We start from the raw sequence: 12,984 nt of genomic DNA on the forward strand, positions 1-12,984 counted from the left end.
CACGTCCACTCCGGTCACGACGCGACTCCTCACAGCTGCGTCAGGCGAGACAGCATCTGATCGGAGGTTTCCACCGCCTTGCTGTTGATTTCATAGGCACGCTGGGTCTCGATCATGCTGACCATCTCCTCCACCACGTTGACGTTGGAGGTTTCGACGTAGCCTTGATACAACCGGCCCGCACCTTCCATGCCCGGAATCAGGTCATTACGCGGTCCGGAGGCATCGGTTTCCTGATAAAGGTTCTCGCCCATGCTCTGCAGGCCGGCGGGGTTGATGAACTTGGACACCATGAGCTGGCCCACTTCCTGCGACGCGGTATCGCCGGGCTGGGTCACGGAGACCACGCCATCCTGGGAAACCGACACCGACAGCGCATTTTCGGGAATCACGATGGGCGGATCGAGCGGATAACCGCCGGCGGTGACCATCTGGCCGGTCTCATCGATCTGGAAACTGCCATCACGGGTATACGAGGTGCCACCATCAGGCATCTGTACCGCGAAGAAACCGTCGCCATTGATGGCCAGGTCCTTGGAATTATCGGTGTTCTGCAAGCCACCCTGGGTATGCAGACGCTCGGTGGCGACCGGACGCACCCCGGTCCCTACTTGCAAACCGGAAGGCAGCGTATCCACCGCCGAGGCCTGCGCACCGGGCTGACGCACGTTCTGGTAGAGCAGATCCTCGAACACCGGCCGCGAGCGCTTGAAGCCATTGGTCGAAACGTTGGAGAGGTTGTTGGAAATGACATCGAGCTTGACCTGTTGGGATTCAAGCCCCGTTTTGGCCGTAGACAGCGATCTAATCATGACTCTTACCTGTTAGAGGGCACCGCGGGGCGATGCCGGAAATTCGTTGGCGCGGTTAGGCTTGAATCGACAACAAGCTATTGGCGCGCTGCGCATTCTGGTCGGCGCTCTCGATCACCTTCATCTGCATATCGTAGCGGCGTGCGCCGTCGATCATGGAGACCATGGCGTCCGTGGCGCTGACGTTACTGCCTTCCAGCACCCCGGACCGCAGGCGCGCCTCCTCGTCTTGAGGTTGAGGTGCCGCTATTTCGGCATCCTCACCCGGCGGCATGCGAAACCAGCCATCGTCGCCACGCGTCAACGCCTGCTGGTCCGGTGTGACCAGCTTCAAACGCCCCACCTGCGCGATTTCATCGGGATTGGCACCAGCCTGGATGACACTGATGGAGCCATCCGAGCCAATCGAGAAATCCGCATCCGGTGGTACCATTACCGGCGCATTATTGTCGCCCATGACCGGCTCGCCCTTGACGGTCAACATGCCATCCGCATTGACCTGCAAGTCGCCACGCTTCGTATAGGCCTCGCCACCTTGCGGGTCCTGAATGGCAAGGAAGGCATCTTCCTGCATGGCGACATCCAGGCGCCGCCCCGTCGCATTCATATTGCCCGGTGAAAAATCCGTGCCCGGCGTCGTCGCCGCCACCGTGGAACGTGTCGCCAGGCGGCCATCGCCTTCTACCGGCACCGCGCGCATCGCATCGAGCTCAGCGCGAAACCCCGGTGTCGAGACGTTGGAAAGATTGTGACTGACCACCGCCTGCTGATTCATCGACTGACTGGCGCCGCTACCGGCGGTATAGATGATCCGATCCATGCTGATCGTCCTGCTCGATTCACAACGAATGAAGCCGGCCGAAATGGCCGGCCGGCTTAGGCGTTAACGCAAGTTGGTAACCGTTTCCAGAATATCGGACTGGGTCTGGATGGCGTTGTTGTTGGCCTGGAAGTTGCGCTGGGCGATGATCATGTCGACCAGCTCTTGGGTCAGGTCCACGTTGGAGGCTTCCACGGTGCCCGATTCCAGACTCCCGATCTGGCCAGCACCGGCCTGACCCAGCAGCGCTGCGCCGGACTCTTCGGTCGCCGTCCACAAATTGTCACCTTCCGGTGTCAGCCCTTCGGGATTGCGGAAGGTGGCCATACCGATGGTGCCGACTTCGCCACTATTGCCATTAGAGTAGTTGGCCATGATCTCACCGCTCTCGGTGATATCCACGCCAACGAAGGTGCCAGAGGTGTTGCCGTCCTGAGAAAAGTTTCTTAATTCGAAATCGGAACCATACTGGGTATTGTCTTCCAGATTAATATCGAAAGTCATGTCCGCAGCGCCCGTTCCCAACGTCGCAGTGGGGACAGTGGCCGTAATGACACCACCATTCGTCAGGGCGCCACTACTCGGATCGAACTCCATATCAGTACTCGTGCCCACTACTTCGCCTTCCACGACAGCATTGGCTTCCCAGGCGTTATCCCCGGTCTTGGTGTAATACATACTCATATCGTGCGCGACGCCCAATGAGTCATAGACGGTGCCGGCATTGGTCACGTAGTTATATGTATCGCTGTCATTTTGATCGAAACCGCCGGGGGGATTAATCGTCTCTGCCTCGGCATCTAGGTTGAACTCTGACTGCACTCCAGTCGTAACCTGGGACCCCTGACTAAACTCCGTGATCTGAAGCGGTTCGCCTTGCTGATCGGTCAGACGTGCGCCCTGGGCATTCTCGAAATAGCCATCGGCGCTCATGGTCAACTGGCCGTTACGCGAATAGCCCATTTGCTCGTTTTGCGAGAACTGGAAGAAGCCCTCACCGGCGATGGCCAGGTCGAGACTACGCCCTGTCGTTTCCAGACTGCCCGTGGCGAAGTTCTGCACCGTGTCCGAGACGCGAGTGCCCAGCCCCTGACTGTTGGCGTAGATATCCGCGAACTGCGTCGCGGAGCTCTTGAAGCCGACAGTCTGCGAGTTGGAAATATTATTGCCGATGGTGTCCAACTGCGAAGAGGCCGCGTTGACCCCGCTCAATGATTGTGAAAAGCCCATTTTCCCTTCCCCGCGTTATATAAGTCGTAGAAACATCAAAGAGTAATCGTGATCAAAGAATCTGGCGCACGTCTTCGAGAGCAACGCTATCGGAGGTCCCCAAATCGAGGGTCGGTCCGCTCTCGCCCGAGGTCACACCCTGTACCATGGCGTAATTCAGCGGCGTGACGGAAACCTCTTCACCACCGACCTTGGCCGTCATCTCGACGTTATAGGCCCCCTCGGCTACGGCATTGCCATCCATGCCCGTGCCCGGCCAATCGAAGGCCTGCACACCCTCCGGCACGTTCTCCTCGACACTCTGATGGACGACCTGACCGGAACCATTGGTGATGGTGATCTCGAGCTCGTCGGCGCCCGTTTCCAGCTCGGCACCCAGCGGCGTAGCCACGGTACTGCCATCTTCACCTTCACCCACGCGCACGGTACTGCCCGGCACCATCACGCCCTGGCCGATCAGCGACGAAGCTTGCAACGTCTTGCCGGCATCGATCTGATTGTTGATCTCACCCAGCGAGTCGTTGAGCTCCTGAATGCCACTAACGGTGTTGATCTGGGCCAGCTGCGCCGTCATATCCGAGTTGTCCATCGGCTTCGTCGGATCTTGGTTCTGCATCTGGGTGATCAACAACGTCATGAAGCGGTCGTTGAGATCCTCCGAGGACTCTGCACCCGTGGTGCGCGTCTCGTTCGCAGAGTTGGCATTGGGCGTACCATTGATCGTGGCAAGCGTATTGCTGCCGATAACCGAGCTAGCCATATTTCTCTCCGTTAACCTTGTCCGATGGTGAGCGTCTGACTCAACAGCGACTTACTGGTGTTCATGACCTCGACGTTGGCCTGGTAAGAACGCGATGCCGCGATCATATCGACCATTTCATCGACCGGATTGACGTTGGGCATGGCCACGTAGCCCTCTTCATCCGCCAGGGGATGCTCGGGGCGGTATTCCATGCGCGGTGGCGCATCGTCCTCGACCACCTCGGTCGCGCGCACACCGCCCAGCTCGCTGCCACCCTGGGACTGCGCCTGAAACATCACATGCTTGGCGCGATACGGCTCGCCATCGGGACCGGCCACGCTATCGGCGTTGGCCATGTTGCTGGCGGTGGCATTCATGCGCTGGGACTGCGCACTCATCGCCGAGGAGGAAATATCGAAAATACTGAACATGGACATAGCTATTTACCTTTCAGGCTGCATGGCACCTTTGATGCCCTGGATTTTGCTAGTCAAAATCGTCGTATTGGCCTGATAGCGCGCCGCATTGTCGGCGAACGCAGCGCGCTCGCGATCCATATCAACGGTGTTGCCATCCAGGCTCGGCTGCTCAGGAACGCGGTACAATAAATCTTGGACACCGCCGCCGCCCGACGCCTGCGCGGGAATGTGACGCGCGGACGTCGTGGCGAGCGACAAGCCGCCCTCCCGGCCGCTCCCACCGGATTCCATGGCGCGGTCCAGTTCCGCCGAGAAGTCGAAATCGCGCGCCTTGTAATTCGGCGTATCGGCATTGGCGATATTATTGGCCAATACCTTCTGGCGCTCGTGGCGAAGGCTAAGTGCCTCCTGGTGGTGGTCCAGGTAGCCTGAAAGCTTGTCGATCATGCCCTGTGTCCCTGTCATCGCGTTCGTTTCGCGGTTCGTTCCCCTTCGCTAGACATGGGGAAATGTGCACGATGCAGAATAGTCGCGCTGCCGTCACCGCAAACGACTAAACAGGCCGACATTTGAGCGCCATTTCCACCTTTGCCTGGCGCTGTGTCCCTCTAGAATCGGGTTACCGGCCTCGGCACTCATTCAGGCTCACTCAAGGGCTCAGGCAATGCAGCGCATCCTCAACGCAACTCGGGCATTCAGCCTCGCGCGCCTACTCAGGCTCGTGATGGTCGGGCTCGTGCTGGGCCTGCTTGCGATAGCGGCAACGCCTGCAGCGCTAGCCACGCCGGATGACGCCATCGCCCAGGCCACCCGACACTTCCTGATGAGTCAGGCCGCCTCCCTGGGTGACGATGTCGACGTCGAGCTTAAAAGCGATACCTCGCGTCTTCCCGAGTGCCGCTCGCCGCAGCCATTTCTACCTCGTGAAGGCGTCCCGCAGGGACGGGTAATGGTCGGCATACGTTGCAACAACGATGAGCGGGTGCGCTATGTGCAGGCTACCGTCTCCGCCAGTGTGCGCTTTTTAGTGGCAGCCACGGCCCTTAAACGCGGTGAGCGCCTGAGCGCCGACATGCTCGACTGGGAGCGCGCCGATGTCTCGCGCCGCCCTCGCAATGCCCTGGATGACCCAAGCCAGGCCATCGACAAGGTCGTCACCCAGCGCCTCGCCCAAGGCATGGCCTTGCGCAGCGATAGGCTTCGCCAGCCCTATCTCGTTCATCGCGGTGAGCCCGTGACGCTTATCGCAGGCGGTGAGGGCTTTTCGGTGACGCGCGAAGGCGAAGCATTGAACAATGGCGGCAAAGGCGACTCGGTCCGCGCCCGCATGCCGGATGGAGACGTACTTCAAGGCCAGGTGGATGCGCGCGGAAGACTCGCAGTCCGTTACTGATAGACACGTCAACAAACGCTACAATACCGGCAGCGTGGCAGTGGCTCACCTCATTCAAAAAGGTGCAGTCAGTGCCCTACAGTTTTTATCAACGTGGCCGATAAAGGGTACAAGCCCGCGCTGCAAGAGAGCCCAATTGTGAAAATTTCCAACCTACATCCGCCGACTCAGGCCGCCCAGACTGAGCAGAGTGACGCCGCCCAGCGTACACCTCGCGGTGGTGACGCCGCGCAAACCAACGCGCCGGCCAGCACCACCACGCTGAGTCAAAGCAATGAAGCTGACACCAGCCAGGACATCGATACCGCTCGTGTCGACGAGATCCGCCAGGCTATCAGCGAAGGCCAGATGGAACTCGACACCGGCAAGATCGCCGATGGCTTGATCGACAGTGTCCGCGACATGCTCGGCGACACGTCGGCCCGCTAATCTCGGTTCGAATACACGCCGGTCTGACGCCCGGCACAAAACCAAAGGATGGATGGGACGCCACTATGTCGCTCGCCGAAACCCTGGATCGCCAACTCGACGCCATGCAGCGCTTTGTCACCTTGCTGCGCGAGGAACGGCAGTCCTTGTCCCAGGGCGAGGTCGACGGTCCCGAGCTGGAACGTCTAGCCGAGGCGAAGTCCCAAGTCGCCGCCGAGCTGGAAACGCTCGACGCTGAGCGCCGCCGCCTTCTGCATGAACAAGGCCACGGCGAAAGCCGTCAAAGCGCCGAGCGCGCTGCCACCGAGGTACAGCGACAAGACAGCTGGCATCAGCTGCGCACCATCGGCGAAGAGGCGCGCCAGCTCAACCGCATCAACGGCTTGCTGGCCATGAACCGCATGGAGCAGAACCAGCGCATGCTCAACTTCCTGAAGGAAGCCGCAGGCAGCACGATGTACGAAGCCGACGGGCGCTCACGCCACAAGGGACTCAACCGCATCAGCTCCCGCGTATAGCGTTACGGGCAACCTCACTCTGCACCACGCGCCTCACGGCCCTCTCCCCTCGCCTTGCATATAGGCATGAGAAACCTGACGACTTGCACCATACTAACGGCATGCTCATCGTCTAATGGGGGCTGCCATGGACATTGTCGCCGTTGCCTTAAGCCTACTGCTAATTCGCCTCGCGCTACCCACCGACTCCACAACGCAAACGCGCGCTCACACGCCGCCATTGCACCGGCCGCGACATACCACGCACTACCAGCGCCGACCGCCCACGCCACCACCACGTTGTCTTCATCGCTGCAATACAGCTACTTACAAGGATTAACGTAGGTTATTGGCACTATTTCATCGCTAGGGCACTGCTTATATCCGGGTAATATATGCAGTGAGACGAAGCTGCATCCCAACGGCCTCATCTCTGCGTACAAAGCTTTGCCCCATCCGTCTGGATGGGGCTTTTTTTCGGTTCATCGCACTTTGCCAGGAAATGCGGCACAGATCATCGCGAACAAGTTCGCTCCCACAGTCCCCTGCCGGTTAGCTTGTCCTTGTGGGAGGGAATTTATTCCCGATAGCGGTGAGCATGGTCGAGCCTTACCACTTCACGCTGATCTGCGAAGAGCCTTTTTCGTTAAAAACGTTTGCCATTAGAAATCAAGCCAGTCGTTCCAGCAGCGCCTCGCGCCTTTCTTCAGCCATGAAGGCGGCTTGCACGGCATTGCGGGTCATGTCGATGAAGTCGTCTCGCGTCCAGCCGAAGGCATCGTGACAGGCAACGTAGTTATCCAGCATGCCGCCGCCGAAATAGGCGGGATCGTCGGAGTTGAGGGTAACGTTCAAACCCGCCTCGCGCAGAGCCGGCAGCGGGTGCTCGGTGAGCGTGGGCGTGACCTTGAGCTTGACGTTGGAAAGCGGGCACACCGTCAGGGGTATTTGGCGCTCACGCAGCATCGCCACCAGGTCGGCGTCTTCCAGGCAGCGTACACCGTGATCGATCCGGCATACCTCGAGCGTTTCCCAGGCTTCGCGGATATACGCGGCAGACCCCTCTTCCCCCGCATGCGCCACGCCGGGAATCCCCAACGCCCGCGCCCGTGCGAACACCTTGGCGAACCGCCCCGGGGGATGATCGCGCTCGGCGCTATCCAGCCCCACCGCGTCGATCATCGAGTGCCAAGGCGCCGCTTGTTCGAACACCTCCAACGCCTCGACGGGGTCGCGATCGCGCAGAAAGCTCATGATCAGCGCCGAGGAAATTCCGTAACGCGAATCGGCCTCGCGGCATGCCGCCAGCAGTCCCTCGAACGGTGCCTCGAGCGGCACGCCGCGCACTAGATGCGCCTGCGGGTCGAACGACAGCTCGACATGCGCCACGCCGTCTTCCCGCGCGCGAGCAAAATACGCCATCGCCAGATCGAAGAAATCCGCCTGCGTATGCAGCACACCCATGCCCTGGTAATACAAATTCAGAAACGACGGCAGATCCTCGAAATCGTACGCCGCGCGCACCGCCTCCACCGAATCGTATGGCAGCGTCACGCCATTGCGATCCGCCAGAGCAAACATCAGCTCCGGCTCCAGCGTGCCTTCGATATGTAGATGCAGCTCCGCCTTGGGCAGCTCGCGCAGCCAGGTCGTCATCGCCGTTTCGCGTGTCGTCATCGCGTCTTTCACCTCATGCTGTCCGTTCGGTCAAGGATGCATCAAGGATTAGCTGGATGCCAATGGCACCATGCGTGGCCACCACCCCCATCATCTGACAACGACACTCTGCTAGGCGCTGGCGCGACCGCTTAAGTGCCCGGCGCAGGCCTATCCCGCGACTTACGAGGTCTGAGCGAATCTTTCGATGTGGTTTTTTTCTTTCGCTTTCGCCTCGGCGAGATCATGGGCGGCTTGCATGCGCAGCCAATGCGCTGCCTCACCGATCCCGCCAGACTCAAGGCGAACGGCGAAATCTGGAGAAATGGCAGCGTGCTCGTTCAATACTCGAGACACCGAGTTGCGAGACATGCCTAACTTTTCCGCTAACTCGGTTACACTCATATTCAGGGCAGGTACGATGCGACGCCGCAGCATCCTACCCGGATGCGGAGGGTTCTTCATCGACATGGCATAGGCCTCATATTCAGTTACAGCCGTTAGTATCAGGCATCATCGTCTTTTTTCCGGGGCTGCGCATCACGACGCACACCGAAGACACAAGCCGTTCTACCGCTTAACCCGAATCCCTCAGCATCCGAGAGACCTGTGCCCCATAGACGTTGTGTCATGACAGAACTAGAATAGCGACTCGGTGTCAGAATGAATGGCACCACATAGAATGAGCCTTCCTCCCGGAGGATCCACACATGATGATGGATTTTCAGCAACACACACCGCCCAAGCAGCCCGATTTCGAGGTGATGGCATCGGCTTACGCCACAGCGATGGGGTTGGGCAACGCTCTGCGTGCAACCGATGCGCTTTCTCACCAACCGGCGACTGCCGATACTCAATCGGCAGTCGCCAAGTTACGCGCTGTATGCGAGGAAACACGCAAAGACTCTCTCGAACTGGCTGAATTGCTGTGGGCCACCTACCGGATTCTAGAAACCGAGGTCTCTGGTATCCCCCCAAGTGCAGCGCCCTTTCAAAGAATGCTCGACGAAATGCGCGAAAGCGAGGCCGAGATGGACAGGGGCATGGCTGAGCACCAAATTATTCGCGACATTATGATGCCATTGCGTCGTGCAACAGCAAAAGCTCGTTCCAATGCCAGCCTCGTAGTGAACCTGATTCGACAAAAGACGCCAGGGGCACAGTCCAGTGTTTCTTCCAAAGCAGATCCGGAGGGGCTGCGAGAGCTTGCACGCGTAAACACCCAGCTTCTCCGAGAGAAATGCGGGTAAAGCCCTTCATGCACAAGTCCATTCAGATCGACACGCATTCCCTCTTTGATCAAGCATTGAGTGACTTGTCGGAAAGGTATCCTTCCCTTCAGCTGGATATTCTGAATAGCTTCTACACTTACGTTTCGTCTGAAACCGCCGACTTGCCAGAAACGTTCGGTCGTGACTCGATCTTCAACGAACCATACCTGGCACAACGGGCAAAACTGAGGCATCTGCACATCTGCCTGCCGCCGAGCACGTTCGATGTCAACCGGTGCCAACAAGACCGAAAAAACCCACTAGGCGACCCTGAGAACGACGTGTTTTTGGTGTATGTTCGCCACGAGTTTTACGAGCACCGATTTTTGATCGTGGCGCTACTCCAACCCGATGCTCATGCGCTGGCGCGCGACACCGAGGTAATGAAGCAACTCGGCTACATCGCCCAGGAATTTCAAGATAGTTAGCTAGGCGAAGGTCCCCGGCTCTATTTGCACCGCCCCCACCCCGGTAAGGAAGCTAAGAAATATCAGGTTGAAGACGTCCGCGCCTGGCTGGACGAGAGAGGAGTGACGCCATGACTAATGCACTCAAATACCAAGGTTATACCGCGCGCATCGAGTTCGATGCTGAAGATGAGGTATTCGTAGGCCGCGTGCTCGGGATTGCCGACCGCATCAGCTTCCATGGTGAAAGCGTCGCCGAGCTGACCGAGGCTTTTCATGTGGCGGTTGACCACTATCTGGAAGACTGCCGTGTGACAGGGCGTGAACCTCTGAAGCCGGCATCCGGTCGCGTGATGCTGCGCATTCCCCCCGAAGTGCACGCCGCCGCCAACGTAGCGGCCCAGGCCTCCGGCAAGAGCCTCAACCAGTGGGCTACCGATGCCATCGCCCAGGCCGCTGGCGAGACGGCTCACCCCTGAGCCATTGATTCAGGCTTTCTACTGCCCCCCTCAACAAAAGAACACGCCCTTGCTGTTCTGGGCCAGCATGCCGACTCGACATTCACCGCCCTGTTGCAAGCGGCGAACGACCTCCAGTTGCCGCACGGGCTGAAACTCACTCATCAGAAAGCACCTCTTCGATGCTGCGGGGCGTTTGTGTCGGCGTCTCGGCTAGTGTGGAGACACGCTCCAGCCGGTCGACACACTGCCATAGCAGCAGAAACTGGCGCAGCGAGATCTGCCCTGTCGTCTCGAATTTCTTGATCGTGGGGGCCGGCACGCCGCTTTGTTCCGCCAGGCGCTGGCGAGACCATTTAAGTTCCCGGCGGCGAGCGCGCACAGCCTGAGCCAGTTCTTCTTGTACGTCCGCCGCCGTGCTCAGTGACAGTCGCATAAGTCACTCCATAAAAGACCCTATAGTATCCATAGTGGCACAATTATCGCCTTTATAGATACTATTATATCCATCATAGCGCTTACGTATCACTCCCCTCCCAACGCCTTACCGCCACCATCGACATGAACTTGCCCTCCTCACTGAACGTCAACCTAAACACACCGTGCGCGCCATCCGGCATGACGATGCGGCGCAGTGCCGTGGCGGGAAAGCTCACCCGGCGCCCGTCCACACTGGTAGCGATCACGGTTTGCATGGCGCCTTCGTAATGGTAGCGACACGTCTCAAGGGAAAGGTCGAGCATGATATCCAACGACGGCATGGTAGGCAGGCGCTCCCAACGGGCCAGGGCTGACTATCTATGTGCATGAAGGACACAGGCGTGCCCTCAAAACCATGTACATAGACAGGGGATAGAAGAAGCGCCAAGTATACCCAGCCACGGCCCATGAAAAAATTTGCAATTCACCCCTAAAGCAAATTCCCCCTGCGCCGATAAATGAGGTAACGGCCAACGGCGCCGTTGTGGCAAGCCCCGGAATTACCGACGGCAGGCCAATGGAGCCCAAACAGAGAGGAAGGAACATCACATGTCAGTGATCAATACGAACATCACGGCCATGATCGGCCAGCAGAACCTGAGCCAGTCACAGAGCGCTCTGTCCACGTCCATGGAGCGTCTGTCCTCGGGGTTGAAGATCAATAGCGCTGCGGATGATGCCGCCGGCCAGGCCATCGCCAACCGCATGAGCAGCCAGATCAACGGCCTCGGCCAGGCGCAGAGCAACGCCAACGACGGCATCTCTGTCGCCCAGACCACCGAAGGCGCCCTGAACCAGGTCAACGACAACCTGCAGCGCGTTCGTGAGCTGACGGTTCAGGCCCAAAACGGCACCAACAGTGCAGAAGACCTGAGTTCCATTCAAGACGAGATCGGCCAGCGTCTGGGCGAAATCGACCGCATCTCCGAAGAGACTAGCTTCAATGGCGTCGATGTTCTCGCCAGCGACCAGGAAATGTCCATTCAGGTTGGTTCAGAAGATGGCCAGACCATCACCATGAACCTCCAGGAAGTCAATTCCGAGACACTGGGACTAGGTGACTTCAGCGTCACAGGCCAAACAGTTAACTCGGAAAACTTCGGTAGCACTGTTTCTGACGGTGACACCAGCGTTACTGCCAGCTTTGATACTTCCGACCTTGGCCCTGTGACAGACTCTGACACAACTCTTGGTAATGTTTCCGCCGACGGCGGCCTTTACGAGAAATCGAATGGCTCAGGTTATGTGGCACTTGCGGATGACGGTAACTACTATGATGTCGACACAAGTGATGCTAGCGCCTTAACTTTCAGCAGTTCAGGCACCGCTATTGATTCTGCTAATGTCGATACCTCTAGCGCAGTTGATAGCGTTCAGGCCGACGTCACTCTCGACACTTCTTCTAGCCTGGATAGCGCTGATCTTACCGAGATTAACGATTCCGAAGGCAACGGTACCGGTGAGTACCTGCAAGACAATGGTGATGGTACCTACAATATGGTGTCTATCGCTACAGATGGTACCGCAACTGCTGGTGACGAAGTTAGTGTGGACCCATTGGCGTCTCTAGACTCTGCGATTAGCACCGTAGATAGCCAGCGCTCCGAGCTAGGTGCCATGCAGAACCGCTTCGATTCCGCCATTACTAACCTGAGCACGACCGAGACCAACCTCTCTTCCGCACGCTCGCGCATCGAAGATGCCGACTACGCGGATGAAGTCTCCAACATGACGCGTAACCAGATTCTGCAACAGGCCGGCACTTCCGTGCTGTCCCAGGCTAACCAGCTGCCGCAGAACGCCCTGTCACTGCTGGGGTAATTTCCAGCTAGGCAGTGAACATAAGGGTCGGCCTAGGCCGGCCCTTTTTATATAGGATAGATTTCAGCATGGATATTAAACAAAAGCCTGATGAGCAACTATCAAAAACATACTGCCACTTAAAAAACAACGTCTTGGTTAACAATCAGAAAAACTGGGATCAATTCCCGGAGGTTTTAGATTGGGAAAGAATAGATCAAGAAGTGAAAGAAGCCATGAAAAAGATAGAAAAGGAGCTGTACCGGCTTGATTTGCCTATCCCTGAATGCTAAGCGTTCATGAAGCGTCCCCCTCCTCTTCAAGAGCTGCACAGGGTACCGTGCAGCCATCAGTAGAATGAAGATGAGCAAAGACATCCATCATACGATGTGCCGAGAAGCGCAAAGCGTCCGTGCACATGGACATTTTCAAGTGCGAGAGACGACGGTCGCTGAAATCGCTCGATAGCATATCTCACCGTTGCCGACGCCGGAGCTATAAGTCCATAAAGGAAGTGCGGACAATTTTAATTGGCCTTGACACCGTCTCCGAGGTCGAGCTGGATCGATG

Annotated in this window: 18 protein-coding genes; 8 read left to right on the forward strand and 10 right to left on the reverse strand. The window is 58.0% G+C overall.

Annotated features, from left to right (window positions below; genetic code table 11):
- Positions 1-29: 29 nt before the first annotated feature.
- From flgG to flgB, 6 genes are all read right to left on the reverse strand, one after another.
- Entirely contained in the window at positions 30-812 is a 783-nt protein-coding gene (flgG, locus tag SR908_RS00750; protein ID WP_097023604.1) for a flagellar basal-body rod protein FlgG, read from the reverse strand.
- A 55-nt stretch (positions 813-867) separates the two neighbouring features.
- Positions 868-1,632 (reverse strand): flagellar basal body rod protein FlgF, encoded by a 765-nt coding sequence (locus tag SR908_RS00755; protein ID WP_246922075.1) that lies wholly within the window; start codon positions 1,630-1,632, stop codon positions 868-870.
- Between the two features lie 63 nt (positions 1,633-1,695).
- Positions 1,696-2,862, reverse strand: coding sequence for a flagellar hook protein FlgE (locus SR908_RS00760; RefSeq protein WP_246922078.1), 1,167 nt, complete (start codon positions 2,860-2,862; stop codon positions 1,696-1,698).
- Positions 2,863-2,914: 52 nt separating this feature from the next.
- Positions 2,915-3,622 carry a flagellar hook assembly protein FlgD gene (locus SR908_RS00765; RefSeq protein ID WP_246922081.1) on the reverse strand — a complete coding sequence of 236 codons (708 nt, stop codon included), beginning with the start codon at positions 3,620-3,622 and terminating at the stop codon, positions 2,915-2,917.
- Positions 3,623-3,633: 11 nt separating this feature from the next.
- Entirely contained in the window at positions 3,634-4,041 is a 408-nt protein-coding gene (flgC, locus tag SR908_RS00770) for a flagellar basal body rod protein FlgC (RefSeq protein WP_075369201.1), read from the reverse strand.
- Between the two features lie 6 nt (positions 4,042-4,047).
- Positions 4,048-4,470 carry a flagellar basal body rod protein FlgB gene (flgB, locus tag SR908_RS00775; RefSeq protein ID WP_075369200.1) on the reverse strand — a complete coding sequence of 141 codons (423 nt, stop codon included), beginning with the start codon at positions 4,468-4,470 and terminating at the stop codon, positions 4,048-4,050.
- A gap of 217 nt (positions 4,471-4,687) precedes the next feature.
- Here flgB and flgA point away from each other — a divergent pair, with 217 nt between their 5' ends.
- From flgA to SR908_RS00790, 3 genes are all read left to right on the forward strand, one after another.
- The gene (gene flgA / locus SR908_RS00780) at positions 4,688-5,416 is read left to right on the forward strand and encodes a flagellar basal body P-ring formation chaperone FlgA (RefSeq protein WP_246922083.1); all 729 of its coding nucleotides are present in this window, start codon (positions 4,688-4,690) and stop codon (positions 5,414-5,416) included.
- A gap of 138 nt (positions 5,417-5,554) precedes the next feature.
- On the forward strand, positions 5,555-5,845 hold the full coding sequence (gene flgM / locus SR908_RS00785; protein ID WP_246922086.1) for a flagellar biosynthesis anti-sigma factor FlgM: 291 nt from the start codon (positions 5,555-5,557) through the stop codon (positions 5,843-5,845).
- A gap of 65 nt (positions 5,846-5,910) precedes the next feature.
- Positions 5,911-6,363, forward strand: coding sequence for a flagella synthesis protein FlgN (locus tag SR908_RS00790; protein WP_246922088.1), 453 nt, complete (start codon positions 5,911-5,913; stop codon positions 6,361-6,363).
- A gap of 648 nt (positions 6,364-7,011) precedes the next feature.
- On the opposite strand, the gene SR908_RS00795 is transcribed toward SR908_RS00790, so the two are convergent.
- Positions 7,012-7,998, reverse strand: a complete 987-nt coding sequence (locus SR908_RS00795) for an adenosine deaminase (RefSeq protein ID WP_246922230.1) — start codon at positions 7,996-7,998, stop codon at positions 7,012-7,014.
- Positions 7,999-8,181: 183 nt separating this feature from the next.
- A complete protein-coding gene (locus SR908_RS00800) occupies positions 8,182-8,469 on the reverse strand; it encodes a HigA family addiction module antitoxin (RefSeq protein ID WP_246922090.1) in 288 nt (95 codons plus the stop codon).
- 239 nt (positions 8,470-8,708) lie between these two features.
- Here SR908_RS00800 and SR908_RS00805 point away from each other — a divergent pair, with 239 nt between their 5' ends.
- The 3 genes from SR908_RS00805 (at position 8,709) to SR908_RS00815 (ending at position 10,155) form a co-directional block, all read left to right on the forward strand.
- On the forward strand, positions 8,709-9,248 hold the full coding sequence (locus SR908_RS00805) for a hypothetical protein (protein ID WP_246922092.1): 540 nt from the start codon (positions 8,709-8,711) through the stop codon (positions 9,246-9,248).
- Between the two features lie 8 nt (positions 9,249-9,256).
- Positions 9,257-9,697: a type II toxin-antitoxin system YafO family toxin gene (locus SR908_RS00810; RefSeq protein WP_246922094.1), complete on the forward strand. Its 441-nt coding sequence runs from the start codon at positions 9,257-9,259 to the stop codon at positions 9,695-9,697.
- 110 nt (positions 9,698-9,807) lie between these two features.
- Entirely contained in the window at positions 9,808-10,155 is a 348-nt protein-coding gene (locus tag SR908_RS00815; protein WP_246922097.1) for a type II toxin-antitoxin system HicB family antitoxin, read from the forward strand.
- Between the two features lie 136 nt (positions 10,156-10,291).
- Here SR908_RS00815 and SR908_RS00820 read toward each other — a convergent pair whose 3' ends face one another.
- Together SR908_RS00820 and SR908_RS00825 are read right to left on the reverse strand one after the other, a co-directional pair.
- Positions 10,292-10,570, reverse strand: a complete 279-nt coding sequence (locus SR908_RS00820; RefSeq protein ID WP_246922100.1) for a helix-turn-helix domain-containing protein — start codon at positions 10,568-10,570, stop codon at positions 10,292-10,294.
- 82 nt (positions 10,571-10,652) lie between these two features.
- Positions 10,653-10,895, reverse strand: a complete 243-nt coding sequence (locus SR908_RS00825) for a DUF2835 family protein (RefSeq protein ID WP_246922103.1) — start codon at positions 10,893-10,895, stop codon at positions 10,653-10,655.
- A 268-nt stretch (positions 10,896-11,163) separates the two neighbouring features.
- Here SR908_RS00825 and SR908_RS00830 point away from each other — a divergent pair, with 268 nt between their 5' ends.
- Both SR908_RS00830 and SR908_RS00835 read left to right on the forward strand, forming a co-directional pair.
- The gene (locus SR908_RS00830) at positions 11,164-12,435 is read left to right on the forward strand and encodes a FliC/FljB family flagellin (RefSeq protein ID WP_246922106.1); all 1,272 of its coding nucleotides are present in this window, start codon (positions 11,164-11,166) and stop codon (positions 12,433-12,435) included.
- Between the two features lie 68 nt (positions 12,436-12,503).
- Entirely contained in the window at positions 12,504-12,707 is a 204-nt protein-coding gene (locus SR908_RS00835; protein ID WP_246922108.1) for a hypothetical protein, read from the forward strand.
- The last annotated feature ends 277 nt before the right edge of the window (positions 12,708-12,984 follow it).

Source organism: Chromohalobacter canadensis (assembly GCF_034479555.1).
Lineage (GTDB): Bacteria > Pseudomonadota > Gammaproteobacteria > Pseudomonadales > Halomonadaceae > Chromohalobacter > Chromohalobacter canadensis.